The sequence below is a fragment of the Micromonospora globbae genome (genome assembly GCF_003610785.1).
GTDB classification, from domain to species: Bacteria; Actinomycetota; Actinomycetes; order Mycobacteriales; family Micromonosporaceae; genus Micromonospora; species Micromonospora globbae.
Window position 1 is genome coordinate 13,141 of sequence record NZ_RAQQ01000007.1, and the last position, 17,638, is coordinate 30,778.

The following is a 17,638-nucleotide window of genomic DNA, read 5'->3' on the forward strand; positions in this document are numbered from 1 at the left end:
CCCGGCTCGCGGGGCGTGCGCTCAACCCCGGTCGGCCACCAGCACCCGGTTGCCGTCCGGGTCGAGGACGACCGCCATCCGCTCCCCCCACGGCTGCGTCACCGGCTCGGCCACCACCGGCACACCGGCCGCCCGCAGCCGCTCCACGGCGTCGGCGCAGTCGGCCACGTACACCCAGAGCGCCACCCGCTCGTTCGCCAGCGGCCCCGACTCCTCCTGGCGGCCGATGCCGAGCTGGCCGGCGCCCACCCGCAGCCCGACGTACGCCGGCTCCCCGGCCTCCGGGAACCGGTAGGTCACCGTGCCGCCCAGCAGGTCCCGGTAGAAGGCGAGCGCCGCCGGCAGGTCGGCGGTCGTGAGGATGGGGAACAGCTCCTCGGTCAGCGGGGCGGCGTCAGTCATCGCCGCCCCGGATGCCCGCGAGGACCTCCTCCAGCTCGTCCGGCTTGACCAGCACGTCGCGGGCCTTCGAGCCCTCGGACGGGCCGACCACGCCCCGCGTCTCCATGAGGTCCATGAGCCGGCCGGCCTTCGCGAAGCCCACCCGCAGTTTCCGCTGGAGCATCGAGGTGGAACCGAACTGCGAGGTGACCACCAGCTCGACCGCCTGGAGCAGCAGGTCCAGGTCGTCGCCGATGTCCTCGTCGATCTTCTTCTTGCTCTCCTGCGCGACGGTCAGCACGTCCGGGCGGAACTCCGGCTCGCGCTGGTCCTTGCAGAACTTCACCACGTCGGCGATCTCGCGCTCGGTCACCCAGGCGCCCTGGATCCGGATCGGCTTCGACGCGCCCATCGGCAGGAAGAGCCCGTCGCCGCGGCCGAGCAGCTTCTCGGCGCCCGGCTGGTCGAGGATGACCCGCGAGTCGGCCAGCGACGACGTGGCGAACGCGAGCCGGGACGGCACGTTCGCCTTGATCAGACCGGTCACCACGTCGACCGAGGGACGCTGGGTGGCGAGCACCAGGTGGATGCCGGCGGCACGGGCGAGCTGCGTGATGCGGACGATCGAGTCCTCCACGTCGCGCGGGGCGACCATCATGAGGTCGGCCAGCTCGTCGACGATGACCAGCAGGTACGGGTACGGCCGCAGCTCCCGCTCGCTGCCCGGCGGCGCCTTGATCTCGCCGTTGCGCACCTTGCGGTTGAAGTCGTCGATGTGCCGGACCCCGTTCGCGGCGAGGTCGTCGTAGCGCATGTCCATCTCGCGGACGACCCACTCCAGCGAGTCGGCCGCCTTCTTCGCGTTCGTCACGATCGGCGTGACCAGGTGCGGGATGCCCTCGTAGCCGGTCATCTCGACCCGCTTCGGGTCGATCAGCAGCAGCCGCACCTCGTCCGGGGTGGCCCGCGTCAGGATCGAGACGAGCAGCGAGTTGAGGCAGCTCGACTTGCCGGCGCCCGTGGCGCCCGCGATGAGGATGTGCGGCATCTTCGCGAGGTTGGCCACCACGTAGCCGCCCTCGATGTCCTTGCCGAGCGCCACGACCATCGGGTGGTGGTCGCTGGTGGCGGCACGGGAGCGCAGCACGTCGCCGAGGGCGACGTTCTCCGGGTCGGCGTTGGGGATCTCCACGCCGACCGCGCTCTTGCCGGGGATCGGGCTGAGGATCCGCACGTCCGGCGACTTGACCGCGTACGCGATGTTGCGGGACAGCTGGGTGATCCGCTCGACCTTGACGCCCGGACCCAGCTCCACCTCGTAGCGGGTGACCGTCGGGCCGCGGGTGAAGCCGGTGACGGCGGCGTCCACGTCGAACTGCTCGAAGACCCCGGTGAGGGCGGCGATCACCTCGTCGTTGGCCTTGCTCCGCTTCTTCGGCGCCGCGCCGCTGCTCAGCAGGTTGGCCGGGGGGAGCGTGTAGTCGCCCGCCAGGCCGGTCAGCGCGAGCTGCTCGGCCCGGGTGGGCAGCGGCGAGTGCTCCGGCGGCTCCACCGGCTTGCGGCTCACCGGCACCTTCGTGGGCGGCGTACGCGTCAGCACGAGGGTGTCCTGCAGGTCGGCGCCGTCGAGGTCGTCCTCGAACGCCTCGGGGTCGACCGGCGGGGGCGTCCGCTTCGCCGGGCGCTTCCGCGCCGGCTTCGCCGGGGCCTCCTCGGCCTCGTCCTGGGTGGACGGTGGGGCGACGAGTGATCCGGCGAGGAGGCCGAGCCGCTCGGGGATCTTGTTGATCGGGGTGGCGGTGACCACCAGCAGGCCGAACAGGAGCAGCAGGATCAGCAGCGGCATGGCGACCCAGGCCGTGACCGCGCGTTCCAGCAGGCTGCCGATCGCGGCGCCGAGCAGCCCGCCCGCGTAGTCGCGCTGGACCGGGTCGACCGGGTTCTGCCCGATGTGGAGCATCGCGGCGGTGGCCACCAGCATGGAGCCCCAGCCGACCAGCCCCCGGCCCCGGTGCTCCGGGTCGGCGGGCTGGCGCATGAGCCGCCACGCGCCGATCCCCAGCAGCACCGGCACCACCACCGCGATGGCGCCGAGGAAGAGCCGGACCGAGTCGGCCAGCCGGTGGCCGACCGGGCCGGCGCCGGAGAACCAGATCCCCACGGCGCTCAGCAGGGCCAGGCCGAACAGCAGCAGGCCGGCGCCGTCGCGGCGGTGCTCCGGGTCCAGTTCGCGCGCCGAGGCCGCCTGCCGCCCGGCCGCCCGCACGGCCCACCCCACGCCGTGCGCCAGGCCCATCCACAGGGCGCCGACCGCGCGTCCGGCGTAGACGGCGGGGCCCGGACGGGCGGGTCGGGTGCGGCGCCGGACCGGCGCCCGTGTCTTCTTCGCCGGCTGGCGGGCGCGGCTGTTCGTCGCACCGCGCGGCGACGCGCCGCGCCGCCGGCTCGCCTGAGAGGTACGGCCCGCCATAGCATCACCGTAACGGCGGGACCCGGTGGATCGCCGCTTTTCCGGGTCGTGTCCGCGCGTCGCAGCGCGTGCTCCGCCGCATGCCGTGATATCTGCCTCAGAAGGGATGCCCGATGGCGTCGCCGGGATTCGAGGACGGTCCGGACGACCCCCTGGCCGGGCATCCCCGACGACTGCGACCGCTGACCGCCGACCTCGTCGCCGCGGTGCTGGGCACGCGGGGACACACGGTGACCACCGACGCCGACGGCGACCTCGTGGGCCGCTGGGACGACACGGTGATCTGGTTCCTGCGGCTCGGCGAGTACGGCGAGCTGCTCCAGGTCCGCGCCATGGCCGCCCCGCTCTTCCCCATCGAGCAGGTCCCGGCGCTGCACGCCTTCTGCAACGCGTGGAACCACGACCACCTCTGGCCGAAGGCGTTCGTCCACGTCGACGACGACGGGCGGGCGCGGGTCTGCGGCGAGGTGATCGCCGACCTGGAGCGCGGGGTCACCCCGCACCAGCTCGACCAGCTGCTCGACCGCGGCATCGCCACCGGCTGCCGGCTCGCCGCCGCGGTGGAGCGGCTTCCCGGCGGGGCCCTGCCGTGACGGGGCAGCGGAACCGCGGACGCGACGCGCGACCCGGCCGGCTCGACGACCTCACCCTCGTCGGGCGCGGCCGTGGACCCAGCGGCCGCAACCGCGAGCTGGTGGCGGCGCTCGCCGAGGCCCGGGACCAGCCCGACGGCCCAGCCCGGCTGCTGGAGCTGGAACGGATCGCCGTCCTGGCCGACGCGGCCGGCGACGACCGGTCCGCGGTCGACGCCCGGTTCGCGCTGATCGAGACGGCCCTGCCCCGGGGCGAACGGTGGCGGCTGGTCGAGCCGGTACGGCGTTGCCTGGCCGTCCTCGACCGCCGCCCGGGCCTGTTCTCCGAGGCGGAGGCGGAGCTGCTGACGCGCTACCAGCGGTACGCGATCGAGGCGCTGCTGGGCACCCCGCGCGTGGGCCTCGACCAGGCGCGGGCGGTCGACGACCTGGCCCGCCGGATCGGCGCGGACGCCGAGGCGGTGGCCGAACTCCGCTGCCGCATCGCCGACCACCTGGGCGACGAACCGACCGCCCGCGAGTGGTACGGGCGCTGGGCCGTCGCCGAACCCGGGCCCGCCGGCGGATGCCCCGGCTGCGCCCCCGCCCGCCGCGCCGACCTGCTCGCCGGCTGGGGCGACTGGGCCGCCGCCCTGGACGAGCTGCGGGACGTGCTCGACGGCGCCGTCGACTGCACCGACCAGCCGGAACGCGCGTTGACGGCGGCGCTGCTGCCCTGGCTGCGGCAGGGCGAGGTGGAGCGGGCCGGCGCGGCGCACGTGCGGGCGTACCGGCGGCACCGGGGCGAGCGGGCCGCCTTCGGGCACCTCGCCACGCACCTGCGCTTCTGCGCGCTCGCCGGGCATCCGGGGCGCGGGCTCGACATCCTCGCCGAGCAGCTCCCCCGCCTCGACCGCCCGTACGACGACCTCTCCGCCATGGAGTTCGCCGCCGCGGGGGCGCTGGTCTGCCAGCTCGCCGTGGCGGCCGGGCTGGGTGGGCGCACCCTGCACCGGCCGGCGTACGGGGACCGGCCCGCCGCCGACCTCGACGTGGCCACGCTCGGCGCGGTGCTGCTCGGGGTGGCCACGGAACTGGCCGGCAGCTTCGACGCCCGCAACGGCACCGGCCACCAGTCCGGCCGGATCGCCGCCTGGCTGGCCGAGCGGCCGGTCGCCGGGCCGGTGCCGATCCCCGCCGACGACGAGGGCGCGACCGACGAGGTCGACCCGTACGCACCGGACGACCCGGAGCCCTCCGATCGGGAACCGGTGCCGCTGACCCTCGCCATGATCACGATGGCGCTGGACCGGCGGGGCGACCGGTACGCGGTGGACGGCGGCACGGTGGTCGGCCGGTGGGGCGACGCCGTCATCCAGTTCCGGCAGTTCGGTGAGCACGGCGAGATCCTGCACGCGCGGGCGCTGGCCGCCCGGCGGCTGCCGGCGGCGCGGCGCGCCGAGGCGTACGCCTTCTGCAACGCCTGGAACCACGACCGGCTGCTGCCGAAGGCGTACGTGCACGACCTCGGCGACGCGCTCGTGCTGGCCGGTGACGTGAACACCGACCTGGCGCACGGGGTGGCCCCGGCGCAGCTCGACGTGCTGGTGAACGCGGCGATCACCACGGGGGTGGCGTACGCCGACGCGGTGGCGGCCCTGCCCTGAGACGGGGCGGCACGACGCGACACCGGCGTCACGGCGTCGGCGGGCGGGACGCCGGTCGCCGACGCCCACCGGGACGTCGGCGACCGGCCTCGTCAGACCTCGACCACCGTGGGGACGATCATCGGGCGGCGGCGGTACGCGTCGTTGACCCAGCGCCCCACCGTCCGGCGGACGATCTGCTGGAGCTGGTGGGGATCGGTGATCCCGTCCGCGGCGGCCCGGTTGAGCGCCTCGGTGACCAGCGGGATGACGTCGTTGAACGCCTCCGGGTCCTCCGAGAAGCCCTTCGCGGAGACGGTCGGGCCGGCGACCACCTTGCCGGTGACCGAGTCGACCACCACGGTGGCGGCGATGAAACCGCCGTCCCCGAGGATCCGCCGCTCGGTGAGCAGCGACTCGCTCACGTCGCCGACGGCGAGCCCGTCGACGTAGACGTACCGGCTCTTCACGCGGCCGACCAGGCTGGCCCGCCCGTCGACCAGGTCCACGACGTCGCCGTCCTCGCAGAGCACCACCCGGTCGGGCGCCACGCCCGACTCGATGCCGAGCCGCGCGTGGGCGCGCAGGTGCCGCCACTCGCCGTGCACCGGCATGAGGTTGCTGGGGCGCACCACGTTGAGCAGGTAGAGCAGTTCGCCGGCCGGGGCGTGGCCGGAGACGTGCACCTTGGCGACGTCCTTGTGCACGACCACCGCGCCGGCGCGGGCCAGGCGGTTGATCACCCGGTAGACGGAGGTCTCGTTGCCGGGCACCAGGGACGAGGCGAGCACCACCGTGTCGCCGGGGGCGATGGTGATGTGCCGGTGGTCGCCGCTGGCCATGCGGCCCAGTGCGCTCATCGGCTCGCCCTGCGACCCGGTGGACATGAGGACGATGCGCTCCGGCGGCATCGTGGTCGCCTCTTCGAGGCCGACGACCAGGCCGGGCGGGATGTTGAGCAGCCCCAGGTCGCGGGCGATGCCCATGTTGCGCACCATCGACCGGCCGATCAGGGCGACCTTGCGGCCGTGCTCGGCGGCCGAGTCCATCACCTGCTGCACCCGGTGCACGTGGGAGGCGAACGAGGCCACGATGATGCGCCCGCGCGCCTTCTGGAAGATCGAGTCGAGGACGGGCCCGATCTCCCGCTCCGGGGTGACGAAACCGGGGATCTCCGCGTTCGTCGAGTCCGACAGGAGCAGGTCCACGCCCTCGGCGCCGAGCCGGGCGAAGCCCGCCAGATCGGTGATCCGCCCGTCGAGCGGGAGCTGGTCCATCTTGAAGTCGCCGGTGTGCAGCACGAGGCCGGCCGGCGTACGCACGGCCACCGCGAGCGCGTCGGGGATCGAGTGGTTCACCGCGAAGAACTCGCACTCGAACGGGCCGAGCTGTTCCCGGCCCCCCTCCCGCACGGTCAGCGTGTAGGGCTGGATGCGCCGCTCGGCGAGCTTCGCCTCGACCAGGGCGAGGGTGAACTGCGAGCCGACCAGGGGGATGTCCGGCTTGTGCGCGAGCAGGTACGGCACGGCGCCGATGTGGTCCTCGTGACCGTGGGTGAGCACGATGGCCTGCACGTCGTCGAGGCGGTCCAGGATCGGCCCGAAGTCGGGCAGGATCAGGTCGACGCCGGGCTGCTCCACGTCGGGGAACAGCACGCCGCAGTCGATCACCAGCAGCTTGCCGTCGTACTCGAAGACGGTCATGTTCCGACCGATGGCGCCGAGCCCGCCGAGCGGGATGATCCGCAGCCCGCCCTCTGGTAGCGGTGGGGGCAGTTCCGCCTCGATGTGCGCCTCGGTCACGCGTTCACCTCGTTCCGGGACGCCGTCGCCCGGCGTCCGTCGTGTCGTTCGGTCATTCGGGGAGTGCGACGCCCGCCGCCGCGCAGTCGGCGCGCAGCTGGGCGATCTCGTCGTCGGTGGCGTCCACCAGCGGAGGCCGCACGGGGCCGGCGGGCAGGCCGGCGATCGTGAGGCCCGCCTTCACGAGGATCACACCCTGGGTGCGGAAGATGCCGGTGTAGAGCGGCAGCAGCCGGTGGTGCAGGGCGAGCGCGGCGGCGGTGTCCCCCGCTTCGTACGCCTCGATCATCTGCTGCGTGGGCGCGCCGGTGAAGTGCGTGGACGTGCCGACCACGCCGACCGCGCCGACAGCCAGGGCGGGCAGGGTGAGCGAGTCCTCGCCGCTGTAGAAGGCGAGGTCGCTGCGGCTCGTCACCCAGCTGGTCGCGGTCAGGTCGCCCTTCGCGTCCTTCACGGCCACGATCCGGCCGTGCTCGGCGAGGCGCACCAGGGTCTCGGTGGCGATGGCCACCCCGGCGCGGTGAGGAATGTCATAGAGCATCACCGGCAGGCCGGTGGCGTCCGCGACGGCGGTGAAGTGGTGCAGCAGCCCGGCCTGCGGTGGCTTGTTGTAGTACGGCGTGACCACGAGCAGCCCGTGCGCGCCCGCCTTCTCGGCGGCGGCGGCCAGCTCGATGGTGTGCCGGGTGTCGTTGGTGCCGACCCCGGCCACCACCTTGGCCCGGTCACCGACCGCCTCCACGACGGCCCGGATGAGGCGCTCCTTCTCCGCGTCCGTGGTCGTCGGAGACTCGCCGGTCGTGCCGTTGACCACCAACGCGTCGTTGCGCTGCTCGTCGACCAGGTGGGTCGCCAGCCGCGCGGCGCCGTCGAGGTCGAGCGCACCGTCGGCGGTGAACGGGGTCACCATGGCCGTGAGCACCCGGCCGAAGGGGCGGGACACCGCCCGGGCGGGGGTGTCAGGGTGGTCGTGCGTCATCCTCTTAACCTAGCGGACGACCCGGGAGCACCCGCCGGGGAAGGGCTCAGGACAGCTCGGCGTACGGGCTCGACGCCACCTCGGTGCCGTCGGGCAGCGTGGAGATCACGAAGTCGGCGAACACGTTCGGGGCGGCCTTCTGCAACTGGCGCAGGCACTCCACGGCCAGCTCGCGGATCTCCACGTCGGCCTGCTCCGTGGCCCGCATGCCGATGAAGTGCCGCCACGCCCGGTAGTTGCCGGTCACCACGATCCGGGTCTCGGTCGCGTTCGGCAGCACCGCCCGGGCCGCCTGCCGGGCCTGCTTGCGCCGCAGGGTGCCGTTCTCCACGTCGGCGAAGCGCTTCTCCAGCCCCTCCAGCAACTCGGTGTACGCCCGCACGCTCGCCTCGGTGGCCTCGACGAACCTGGCGTGCAGCTCCGGGTCCTCGGCGATCACCCTCGGCTCGACCATGGCGGCGTCCCGCTCGGGGACGTAGCGCTGGGAGAGCTGGGAGTACGAGAAGTGCCGGTGCCGGATCAGCTCGTGGGTGAAGGAGCGCGACACCCCGGTGAAGTAGAAGGTGACCGAGCCGTGTTCGAGCACCGAGTAGTGCCCGACCTCGAGGATGTGCGCCAGGTAGCCGGCGTTGGTGGCGGTGGCCGGGTTGGGCTTGCGCCACGACTGGTAGCAGGCGCGGCCGGCGAACTCGGCGAGCGCCTGGCCCCCGTCGGCGTCGGTCGACCACGGGACGTCGTCCGGCGCCTCGAAGTGGGTCCACGCGATCAACTTCACCTGGGGCTGCACCATCTCCGGCATTCCTCGGACTGTAGTGGGAGGGCCGGCCGTACCCAAGCGGGGCTCGCCCGCTGCTATCTCGGTCACCACCCCGGCGCCGGGGCCGCACCCCGGTGATCATGAGGTTGGCGAGGCGGGATGCCCGGTTCGTCCCCGCCAACCTCATGATCACCGCGCGGATCGGGCCGGCGCGGGGACCGGGGACGGGGCGGGGGGCGGGGAGGGGGCGGGTCAGACGTACAGGGTGGTGAAGGGGGCCCAGGGCAGGTTGCGCAGCACCGAGAAGGCCAGCCAGGCGGCCAGGAAGCCACCGATCACCTTCCCGCTGAACCGCAGCTCCGGCAGGCGCCAGCCGAACGCCTGCCGGCCCGCCCAGGCCACGAAGAGGTACGCCAGGAAGGGCAGCGCGAAGACGAACACGAAGTGGTGGCGGGCGGCGGCCGGGATGTCGCCGTGCACCACGTACCACAGCGCGCGGGTGCCGCCGCAGCCCGGGCAGTCCAGCCCGGTGGTCAGCTTGAGCACGCAGCTGGGCGCGGCGTCGGGATCCGAGCGGGTGGGATCGCTGATGAGCGCGTAGCCGATGCCGGCCGCCACGCAGCCGAGCGCGGCCAGCGGCACCGCCCACCGGGGCGAACGCTCGTAGAGCCGGACCACGAACCGGGTGAGCCGGTCGGGCTGGGGCGCCGGGTAGGGCGGCACCTGGCCCGCGGGCCACGCGGGCGCGTCCGGCACTGCGCCCGCCGGCGGTTGCGGCGGGCCGACGGGTCCGTCAACGCTCGTCACGCCGCTCACGCTACACCCGCCACGCCCACCAGTGCGGCGGCCAGCGGGCCGGCGAGATCGCCGGCGGCGGGCGGGGCCACCGCGTCCAGGCCGAGCCAGCCGGCGAGCCGGTAGAGCTCGGCGGCGAGCGCCAGGGCCGTCTCGCCCGGGTCGGCGCCCGGTTCGATCCAGGCCGCGGGCACCAGCAGCACCTTCGCCTTCCGGTCGGCCTTGAGGTCGACCCGCGCGGTGAACCGCTCCCCCTGGAGGAACGGGAGCACGTAGTAGCCGTGCACACGCTGCGGCGCCGGCACGTAGATCTCGATGCGGTAGCTGAAGTCGAACAGCCGCTCGGTGCGGTTGCGCTCCCAGATCAGCGGATCGAACGGGCTGACCAGCGTGTTGCCCCGCACCCAACGCGGCAGCCGGGCCTCGGCGTGCAGCCACGCCGGCTGCCGCCACCCGGCGACGGTCACCGGCAGCAGCTCGCCGGCCTCGGCCAGCTCCGCGATGGCCTGCCGGGCACCGGCCAGCGGCAGCCGGAAGTAGTCCCGCAGCTCCGGCTCCGCGGCCACCCCGAGCGACCGGGCGGCGAGGGCCACGAGCGTGCGGTACGCCTCGGCGTCGGTCGGGGTGGGCGCGTCCAGCGCGGCGGCGGGGAGCACCCGCTCGGGCAGGTCGTAGCGGCGGGCGAACGACGTGGTGCGGTCGGCCGCCGTGACCTCCCCCGCCCAGAAGAGGAACTCCAGCGCCCGCTTCACCGCCGACCAGTTCCAGCCCCAGTTGCCCTTCTCGCGGGGCGCGTCGTGCTCGATCTCGGCGGCCGTCAGCGGCCCGCGGGCGGCCACCTCGTCGCGCACCCAGGCGACCAGCTCGGGCTGCTCCTGGGCGATCCGGCGCATGCCGCCCCAGGCCTCGCTGTGCGCCCGGGCCATCCGCCAGCGCAGCGCCGCGTGCAGCCCGACCGGCACCAGCGACGCCTCGTGCCCCCAGTACTCGAACAGCTCACGCGGCCGGCGGTAGGCGGCGGTGTCGAGCAGCGAGGTCGGGTAGGGCCCGAGCCGGCTGTAGAGCGGCAGGTAGTGCGCCCGCTGCAGCACGTTGACCGAATCCATCTGGATCAGCCCGACCCGGCCGAGCACCCGGCGCAGGTGCCGGCGCGTCGGCACCCCGCCGGGCGGCGGGTCGGTGAAGCCCTGGGCGGCCAGCGCCACCCGGCGCGCCTGGGCGAGCGAGAGCGATTCCGGAGCTGCCATCGCCGGCGACCCTAGCCGAGGCGTACGACGCTCCGGCGCGGACGCTGGACCCTCCGCCGGGCAGGGCATAGAACGGTGCCGTGGTCACCATCCGCCGGGAGGAGCCGGACGACGCCGAGGCGGTCGCCCGGGTGCACGTGCACGGCTGGCAGGCCGGCTACGCCGGCATCATGCCGGACGAGGTGCTGCGGCGGCTGAACGTGGCCGCCTGGGCCCAGCGCCGGCGGGACGTCGGCACGGCCGACCCCGAGCACCCGTTCACCACGCTGCTGGCCGAGTCGGGCGACGAGGGGGTCGTGGGGTTCACCTCGTTCGGGCCGTACCGCGTCGACCAGGACCGGGACACCCTCGACCCGGCCTGGGGCGAGGTCCTCGCCCTCTTCGTCGAGCCGGGGCACTGGGGCGACGGCACGGCCACGGCGCTGCTCCGCGCCGCCCGCGCGGGACTGGCCGGGCGGGGCTTCACGGCCTTCCGGGCCTGGGTGCTCGAGGAGAACCATCGGGCCCGCCGCTTCACGGTGCGGGCCGGGCTGTCACCGGACGGTGAGCGGTCCACCTACCCGGTGCCGCTCACCGGCGGGCGTCCGCCCGTCCGGCTGGTCGAGCTGCGGTACGCCGGCCGCCTCGACGGGTGAGCCGGCCGGCGTGGTCCGGCCGCGCAGCGGCAGGAACGCCAGCAGGGCCAGACTGATCCAGACGTACGTGTTGCTGCCGAGGAACCCGTCGATCCCCGTGAAGTCCTTCTCCCAGGCCCACACGATCCGGCTGATGAGGAACCCGTACCCGGTGACGGCGGCGGCCAGCAGCAGGCGGCGGCGGAGGCTGCCGGGGCGGGCCGCCACGGCGTTGTCCACGAGCAGGATCAGCCCCGGCAGCAGCCAGACCAGGTGGTGCACCCAGGTCACGGGGCTGACCAGGCACATCACGGCGCCGGTCAGCGCCAGGCCGGCCGCCTCGTCGCCGCCGGCGGCCGCGGCCCGGGAGCGCCAGGCCCACAGCGCCAGCGTGCCGAGCACCAGCACCAGCCAGGCGAGGGTGCTCGGGTGCTCGGGGTCCAGCCGGGCCACGACCCCGCGCAGGGACTGGTTGGAGACGAAGGCCAGCTCGCCCACCCGGTCGGTGTTCCACAGCGCCTCGGTCCAGAACTCGCGGGAGGCGTCGGGGAAGAGCGCGGCGGCGAGCAGGGTGGCCCCCGCCGCGGTCGCCATCGAGGTGACCGCCGCCCGCCAGCGGCCGGTGACGAGCAGGTAGACGATGAAGATGCCGGGCGTCAGCTTGATGGCGGTGGCCAGCCCGACGCCCACACCCGCCCAGCGGCTGCCGCCGGGCAGCAACCGGAGCAGGTCGACGGCGACCAGGAAGAGCAGCAGCATGTTGACCTGGCCGAAGTTGACCGTCTCGCGCATCGGCTCGTACGCGGCGGCCAGGCAGAGCGCCACGGCGAGGGCGAACCAGCGCGTCCAGCCCGCCCGGCGGGCGATCGGGTCGACCAGCCACCAGAAGAGCACCACGGTCACCGCCACGGTCGCGGTGACGCTGACGACGATCGCGGCCAGCCACGGCAGGTACGCCATCGGCAGCATGACGAGAGCGGCGAACGGCGGGTAGGTGAAGCCGTACTGGGTGTTCGGCCGCAGGTAGTCGTAGATCTCCCCGCCGTCGTGCACCCACCACGTCAACGCGCCGTAGTAGACCTGGAGGTCGAAGAAGCCGTGCCGCACGGCCGCCACGGCGAGGAAGGCGGCCACCGCGACGGCGAGCAGGAGCACGCCCACGACCTGCGCGATCGTCCTAGCGGCACCCTGCGCCACCGTCGCCTCCCTCGCCCTGCGTAGGCTCACGTCCCATGGCTCTCGGGTACGTCCGCCCGGCGCGTCCGGAAGACGCCGGCGAGATCGCACGCATCCAGCTCGCGACCTGGCGGGTCGCCTACCGCCGGATCCTGCCCCGGCACGTCCTCGAGAACCTCGACGAGGCGTGGCTGGCGCGGCGGTGGACCGCCGCGGTGCAGGAGCCGCCGTCGGACGCCCACCGGGTGCTGGTCGCCGTCGAACAGGCCGAGCAATCGTATCTGGTGGGGTTCGTGGCCTCCGGTCCGGCCGACACCGAGGCGCTCGCACCGAACGAGCCGGCCGACGCGCTGGGCGGCGACGTCGCGGCCGTCACCGACCTGCTGGTGGAGCCGCGCTGGGGCCGGCGGGGGCACGGCAGCCGGCTGCTCGCCGCCAGCGTGGACCTGTGGCGCGCCGACGGCTTCACGCGGGCGGTGGCGTGGGCGTTCGACGCCGACGCGGCGACCCGGAAGTTCCTCACGAGCGCCGGCTGGGAGGCCGACGGCGCGGCCCGCGCCCTCGACGTGGACGACATGCTGGTCCCCCAGCTCCGCCTGCACGTCGCGCTGCCCGCCGAGGCCGGCTCCGCCGAGACCGTCGATGAGACCTCCGGCGAGACCGGGGCGACGCCCGACGACGGACCGCCCGCGCCGCCGGCCCAGCCGGGGCCGGCGGACTAGGCCCCGGCCGCCGCGCCGGCCGCGAGCCGGCGCGGCGGGGTCAGCCCTTGTCGGAGCCGTCGTTGGCGTCCCGGACGAAGTAGCGCTGGAACACCACGAAGAGGACCGCCACGGGGATGGTGGCCAGCAGGGCGGCACCGAGCTTGAGCGGGTACTGGCTGCCCTTGCCCAGCGAGCCGCTGACCAGGTCGGCGAGGCCGCGCGGGAGGGTGAACAGGTCCGGGTCCTGCACCGCCACGAGGCTGTGCGGGAACTCGTTCCAGGAGCCCTGGAACGACAGGATGGTGAGCGTGATCAGCGCCGGCTTCGCCATCGGCAGCACCACCGACCAGAAGGTCCGGAACACGCTCGCCCCGTCGATGCGGGCCGCCTCCTCGACGCTCACCGGGATCGACTCGAAGAACTGCTTCATGATGAAGATCCCGGCCGCGTCGGCGAGCAGCGGCACGATGAGCCCGGTGTAGCTGTTGTAGATGCCGAGCTGGTTGAGCACCAGGAACTTCGGGATCAGCAGCACGACCGGGGGCACGGCCATGACGGCGACCACCGCCGCGAACAGGCCGGCGCGCCCCCGGAACCGCAGTCGGGCCAGCGCGTACCCGGCCAGCGAGTCGAAGAACACCCGGCCCACCGTGACCAGCACGGTGACCAGCAGCGAGTTGCCGAGCCAGAGCGGGAAGTTGGTGCCCGCGAAGATCCGCTCGAACCCGGCCAGCGACACCGGGTCGGGGATCGGCGAGAGCGGGTTGGCGGCCGCGTCCGGCTCGGTCTTGAAGGAGTTGCCGAGCTGGATCACGAACGGGTAGAGGAAGACCAGCCCGAAGAAGACCAGGACGGCGTACCCCAGGATGCGGGAGACCAGCGCGCGGGGGTCGCGGCGCCGGCGCGGCGCGGGCACCGCGACCGGCGGCCGGTCGGTCAGCACGGCCATGTCAGGACCCTTCCGGTGCGCGTCGACGCCACCAGCGCCGGCGGCGCCCCACCGGGTCGCGGTCGGCCATGATCCGGCGCTGGATCAACGTGAGCACGATGATGATCAGGAACAGCACGAACGAGATGGCCGCGCCGGAGCCGTAGTCGAAGTCGCGGAACGCGGTCCGGTACGACAGGTACGCCGGGGTGAGGGTGGTCTTGGCCGGGTCGCCCTGGCTCATGACGTACACCTGGTCGAAGACCTGCCACGAGCCGATGAGGCCGAGCGTGACCACCAGGAACGTGGTCGGCTTGATCAGGGGCAGGGTGACGTGGCGGAACCGCTGCCAGCGGCTCGCGCCGTCGAGCGTGCTGGCCTCGTCCAACGCCACCGGGACGTTCTGGAGGGCGGCCAGGAACATCAGCATGAACGTGCCGGAGGTCGTCCAGACGACCAGCGTGATGATCGACACCATGGCCACGCTCGGGCCGGAGAGCCAGTCCCACCAGCTCAGGCCGAACGGTCCCCCGCCGGTCAGGGCGGCCGGCGGGTCGTCGACCCCGACCGCGCCGAGCAGCAGGTGCAGGACGCCGCGGGAGTCGGCGAACCACTGCGGCCCGTCGATGCCGAAGAGGCCGAGCAGCCTGTTCACCGCGCCGGAGTTGGCGAACAGGAACAGGAAGACCACGCTGATCGCGACCGAGCTGGTGACCGAGGGGAAGTAGAAGGCGCTGCGGAAGAAGCTCTTCCCCTTGAGCATCCGGTTGTTCACCACGAGCGCGAGGCCGAGGGCCAGCACGGTCTGCGCCGGCACCACGATCCCCACGTAGTAGATGTTGTTGCGGATGCTCGTCATGAAGTCGCGGCGGTCCAGCCCGTCCTCGGTGAAGAGGCGGGTGTAGTTCTCCGTCCCCACGAACGGCACGTCGCGGGTGAACGGGCTGCCCTGGCCGTTCCAGTCGGTGAGGCTCACCCAGAGCGCCATGAGGATCGGCAGCAGCAGGAAGAGCCCGAGGATCACGACGACCGGAGCGACGAACAGCCAGCCGGCGAGGTTCTCGTTCCCCCGCGTACCGCCGCGGCGGCGGCGCGACGGGCCGGCCGGCGTGGTGGCCGGCGCGGCGAGCGCCTCTGTTGCCATCTCCCCCTCCCCCTTCCGGGAGGTGCGGGGAGGGGCCCCGGGTCGGCGGGGCCCCTCCTCCCACCTCAGCCGCCGAGCGCCGCCGTGGCGTTCTTGTCGAAGTTCGCCAGGATCGTCTTCGGGTCACCGGTGGCCAGGCCCTGGAGGCCGGCTTCGAGGTCCCGCAGGACGCTGTCCATCTTGGGGGCGTTCACCGGGCCCTGGGCGAACGCGGCGCCGTCGATGAACGGCTTGTCGTTCGGGAAGGCGCTGGTGTACTGCTCGCGGACGGACTCCCGCGACGGCATGACCCCGAACGCCTTCGCGAAGGCCATCTGCTGCTCGCCGCTGGTCATCGCCTCGACGAACTTGATGGCCTGCTCCTTGTACTTCGACTTCGCGGCGATGCCCCAGCACTGGGTGAAGGACAGGGTGCCCTGCCCCTTCGGCCCGGCGGGCAGCGGGACGACCTTGTACTTCACGTTCGGGAAGTCGTTCTGCAGCGCGCCCTTGATCCAGTTGCCCTCGATGGTCATGACGGCCTTGCCCTTGCCGAACGCCTCGCCGGACCAGCCGGCGTCCAGCTGCTTCGGGTACTGGGCGAGGCCCTTGGTGAGCAGGTCCTTCACGTACTGGAGGGCGGCCACGTTCTCCGGCGTGTCGGCGGTCGGCCGCGTGCCGTCCTCGCTCATCAGCCAGCCGCCGTTCTGCACCAGGAAGGCGCCGATCCGGTCGCGGGTGTCGCCCAGCGCCAGCGGCACCTGCCCCTTCGCCTTGATCTTCTGGGCGGTGGCGGTCAGCTGGTCCCAGGTGGTCGGGATGTCGGCGTCGGTGAGGCCGGCCTTCGCCCACAGGTCGGTGTTGATCTGCAGGGCGAGGGTGGAGAAGTCCTTGGGTGCGCAGTAGAGCTTGCCGTTGTAGGTGAACGTCGTGCGCAGGCTCTCGTAGAAGTCACCGTTGTTGCTGATCTTGTCGCCGTACGGCTCCAGCGCGCCGACGCTCGCGTAGTCGGCGAACCGGGAGGCGTCCACGTAGAACACGTCCGGCGGGGTGCCGCCGGCGAGGGCCTGGCCGAGCTGCTGGGTGAGGTCCTGCGCCGGCGTGACGGTCGCCGTGTTGCCGGAACCGCTGGCCCACTTCGCGGCGGCGTCCTGCACCGCCTTGGTCTCCGCGTCGCCGGACGAGCCGATCAGGATCTGGAGGTTGGCCGGACCGTTGGACTGTGCGGTCTCGCCGGAGTTGTCGTCGAAGCCGCTGCCGCACGCGGCGGAGCCGAGCAGGGCGACGGCGGCGAGGCCGGCCACCGCCGCCCGGGTGAGGGTTCGAGATGCCATCGGTTCTCCTGTTCGGGGGATGGGTTACGCGGTGTGCCGGAGCACCAGCGAGGGCTGGAGCAGCACGGGGGCAGGGGTCTGCTGGTCGCCGTCGAGGACCGCGGTGAGCAGGTCCACGCAGCGGGCGGCCGCGTCGCCGAGCGGCTGGCTGACGCTGGTCAGCCCCACGGCGGCGGCGACCGGGGTGTCGTCGAAGCCGACCACCGCGACGGGCGGGTCGGCCGCGCGTACGGCCTGGAGGGCGCCCAGGGCGAGCGAGTCGCTGGCGCAGACCACGGCGGTCGGCGGCGCGTCGGTGGCGAGCAGGTCGCGCATCGACCGCTCGCCCTCGGCGATGCCGTCCTCGGTCTCCCGGTCCAGCCCGGTCGGGTCGATCCCGGCCGCGCGCAGGGCCTCCCGCCATCCGGCGCGCCGGTCGTCGCCGACGCCGGAGCCCGCGGGCCAGCCGAGGAAGCCGATCCGCCGGTGGCCGCGCGCCAGCAGGTGGCCGGTGGCGCGGCCCGTGCCGGCCGCGCCGTCGACGTCGACCCACGGGTGCGCCTCCGGGTCGTCCCACGGGCGGCCGAACGTCACGAACGCCACGCCCCGCTCGGCCAGCCAGGCCGTGCGGGGGTCGCCGTGGTGGGTGCCGGTGAGCACGAAGCCGTCCAGGTCGTACGCGCTGAGCAGGTCGTCGTACGCGGCGATCTCCCGCGCGGTGTCGCTGGCCGTGTAGAGCATCGTGCGGTAGCCGGCCGCCTCCGCGGTCTCGGTGAGGCCGTGCAGGAAGCGGTCGAGCACCGAGCCGTTGATCCCGTCCCGGGTCGGCTCGATGCGGACGGCGATCAGCCGGGAACGGCCGGTGCGCATCTGCCGGGCGGCCTGGCTGGCCCGGTAGCCCAGGGCGGCGATCGCCTCCTGGACGCGCTGCCGGGTCTCCTCCCGCACGATGTGCGGGGCGTTGAGCACGTTGGACACCGTCTGGCGGCTCACGCGGGCGTGCCGGGCCACCGTAGCGATGGTCACCTTTTCGGCCACAAAATCCCTCTCGCCGTCTTGAACGATCCAAATTGGATACGGCAGGATTAGATCGTTCAAGTTTCTGGAATGTTTCGCACTCTGCACCGCCGC

General features: G+C 73.5%; 15 protein-coding genes and 1 pseudogene. 4 read left to right on the top strand and 12 right to left on the bottom strand.

Going from position 1 to position 17,638, the window contains the following annotated elements; all coding sequences use genetic code 11:
- Nucleotides 1-21: 21 nt before the first annotated feature.
- Both D7I43_RS11285 and D7I43_RS11290 read right to left on the bottom strand, forming a co-directional pair.
- Complete coding sequence (locus tag D7I43_RS11285) at nucleotides 22-402, bottom strand: VOC family protein (protein WP_204985182.1); 381 nt, start codon at nucleotides 400-402, stop codon at nucleotides 22-24.
- Nucleotides 395-2,851: an FtsK/SpoIIIE family DNA translocase gene (locus tag D7I43_RS11290; RefSeq protein WP_120328409.1), complete on the bottom strand. Its 2,457-nt coding sequence runs from the start codon at nucleotides 2,849-2,851 to the stop codon at nucleotides 395-397. Before D7I43_RS11290 ends, D7I43_RS11285 begins: the two co-directional genes overlap by 8 nt.
- A gap of 113 nt (nucleotides 2,852-2,964) precedes the next feature.
- Here D7I43_RS11290 and D7I43_RS11295 point away from each other — a divergent pair, with 113 nt between their 5' ends.
- Both D7I43_RS11295 and D7I43_RS11300 read left to right on the top strand, forming a co-directional pair.
- On the top strand, nucleotides 2,965-3,444 hold the full coding sequence (locus D7I43_RS11295; protein WP_120328410.1) for a type III secretion system chaperone family protein: 480 nt from the start codon (nucleotides 2,965-2,967) through the stop codon (nucleotides 3,442-3,444).
- Nucleotides 3,445-3,542: 98 nt separating this feature from the next.
- Nucleotides 3,543-5,090, top strand: a complete 1,548-nt coding sequence (locus tag D7I43_RS11300; RefSeq protein WP_420870198.1) for a YbjN domain-containing protein — start codon at nucleotides 3,543-3,545, stop codon at nucleotides 5,088-5,090.
- 92 nt (nucleotides 5,091-5,182) lie between these two features.
- On the opposite strand, the gene D7I43_RS11305 is transcribed toward D7I43_RS11300, so the two are convergent.
- From D7I43_RS11305 to D7I43_RS11325, 5 genes are all read right to left on the bottom strand, one after another.
- Nucleotides 5,183-6,871 (bottom strand): ribonuclease J, encoded by a 1,689-nt coding sequence (locus D7I43_RS11305; protein WP_120328412.1) that lies wholly within the window; start codon nucleotides 6,869-6,871, stop codon nucleotides 5,183-5,185.
- 52 nt (nucleotides 6,872-6,923) lie between these two features.
- Entirely contained in the window at nucleotides 6,924-7,850 is a 927-nt protein-coding gene (gene dapA, locus D7I43_RS11310) for a 4-hydroxy-tetrahydrodipicolinate synthase (protein WP_120328413.1), read from the bottom strand.
- A 46-nt stretch (nucleotides 7,851-7,896) separates the two neighbouring features.
- The gene (thyX, locus tag D7I43_RS11315) at nucleotides 7,897-8,640 is read right to left on the bottom strand and encodes an FAD-dependent thymidylate synthase (protein WP_120328414.1); all 744 of its coding nucleotides are present in this window, start codon (nucleotides 8,638-8,640) and stop codon (nucleotides 7,897-7,899) included.
- 219 nt (nucleotides 8,641-8,859) lie between these two features.
- The gene (locus D7I43_RS11320) at nucleotides 8,860-9,423 is read right to left on the bottom strand and encodes a DUF2752 domain-containing protein (RefSeq protein WP_120328415.1); all 564 of its coding nucleotides are present in this window, start codon (nucleotides 9,421-9,423) and stop codon (nucleotides 8,860-8,862) included.
- A complete protein-coding gene (locus tag D7I43_RS11325) occupies nucleotides 9,420-10,649 on the bottom strand; it encodes a winged helix-turn-helix domain-containing protein (protein WP_120328416.1) in 1,230 nt (409 codons plus the stop codon). Before D7I43_RS11325 ends, D7I43_RS11320 begins: the two co-directional genes overlap by 4 nt.
- 80 nt (nucleotides 10,650-10,729) lie before the next feature.
- Between D7I43_RS11325 and D7I43_RS11330 the strand changes: the two genes are divergently transcribed.
- Nucleotides 10,730-11,284, top strand: a complete 555-nt coding sequence (locus D7I43_RS11330) for a GNAT family N-acetyltransferase (RefSeq protein ID WP_120328417.1) — start codon at nucleotides 10,730-10,732, stop codon at nucleotides 11,282-11,284.
- Here the strand turns inward: D7I43_RS11330 and D7I43_RS11335 are convergent.
- Nucleotides 11,183-12,460, bottom strand: coding sequence for a glycosyltransferase family 87 protein (locus tag D7I43_RS11335; RefSeq protein WP_120328418.1), 1,278 nt, complete (start codon nucleotides 12,458-12,460; stop codon nucleotides 11,183-11,185). The genes D7I43_RS11330 and D7I43_RS11335 overlap by 102 nt on opposite strands.
- Nucleotides 12,461-12,495: 35 nt before the next feature.
- Here D7I43_RS11335 and D7I43_RS11340 point away from each other — a divergent pair.
- A pseudogene (locus D7I43_RS11340) lies at nucleotides 12,496-13,059 on the top strand (N-acetyltransferase family protein); the annotation flags it as partial.
- 142 nt (nucleotides 13,060-13,201) lie between these two features.
- Here the strand turns inward: D7I43_RS11340 and D7I43_RS11345 are convergent.
- From D7I43_RS11345 to D7I43_RS11360, 4 genes are all read right to left on the bottom strand, one after another.
- Nucleotides 13,202-14,092 carry a carbohydrate ABC transporter permease gene (locus D7I43_RS11345; protein WP_120328420.1) on the bottom strand — a complete coding sequence of 297 codons (891 nt, stop codon included), beginning with the start codon at nucleotides 14,090-14,092 and terminating at the stop codon, nucleotides 13,202-13,204.
- Nucleotide 14,093: 1 nt separating this feature from the next.
- Entirely contained in the window at nucleotides 14,094-15,215 is a 1,122-nt protein-coding gene (locus tag D7I43_RS11350; protein WP_120328421.1) for a carbohydrate ABC transporter permease, read from the bottom strand.
- A gap of 65 nt (nucleotides 15,216-15,280) precedes the next feature.
- On the bottom strand, nucleotides 15,281-16,528 hold the full coding sequence (locus tag D7I43_RS11355) for a sugar ABC transporter substrate-binding protein (RefSeq protein WP_120328422.1): 1,248 nt from the start codon (nucleotides 16,526-16,528) through the stop codon (nucleotides 15,281-15,283).
- Nucleotides 16,529-16,552: 24 nt separating this feature from the next.
- Complete coding sequence (locus D7I43_RS11360; RefSeq protein WP_240032916.1) at nucleotides 16,553-17,533, bottom strand: LacI family DNA-binding transcriptional regulator; 981 nt, start codon at nucleotides 17,531-17,533, stop codon at nucleotides 16,553-16,555.
- Between the last annotated feature and the right edge of the window lie 105 nt (nucleotides 17,534-17,638).

Bases quoted from the DNA above. Each gene is read 5' to 3' on its own strand.
- D7I43_RS11350 (WP_120328421.1), bottom strand. From the start codon at position 15,215: ATGGCAACAGAGGCGCTCGCCGCGCCGGCCACCACGCCGGCCGGCCCG.
- thyX (WP_120328414.1), bottom strand. From the start codon at position 8,640: ATGGTGCAGCCCCAGGTGAAGTTGATCGCGTGGACCCACTTCGAGGCG.
- D7I43_RS11290 (WP_120328409.1), bottom strand. From the start codon at position 2,851: ATGGCGGGCCGTACCTCTCAGGCGAGCCGGCGGCGCGGCGCGTCGCCG.
- D7I43_RS11295 (WP_120328410.1), top strand. From the start codon at position 2,965: ATGGCGTCGCCGGGATTCGAGGACGGTCCGGACGACCCCCTGGCCGGG.
- D7I43_RS11345 (WP_120328420.1), bottom strand. From the start codon at position 14,092: ATGGCCGTGCTGACCGACCGGCCGCCGGTCGCGGTGCCCGCGCCGCGC.
- dapA (WP_120328413.1), bottom strand. From the start codon at position 7,850: ATGACGCACGACCACCCTGACACCCCCGCCCGGGCGGTGTCCCGCCCC.
- D7I43_RS11325 (WP_120328416.1), bottom strand. From the start codon at position 10,649: ATGGCAGCTCCGGAATCGCTCTCGCTCGCCCAGGCGCGCCGGGTGGCG.
- D7I43_RS11355 (WP_120328422.1), bottom strand. From the start codon at position 16,528: ATGGCATCTCGAACCCTCACCCGGGCGGCGGTGGCCGGCCTCGCCGCC.
- D7I43_RS11285 (WP_204985182.1), bottom strand. From the start codon at position 402: ATGACTGACGCCGCCCCGCTGACCGAGGAGCTGTTCCCCATCCTCACG.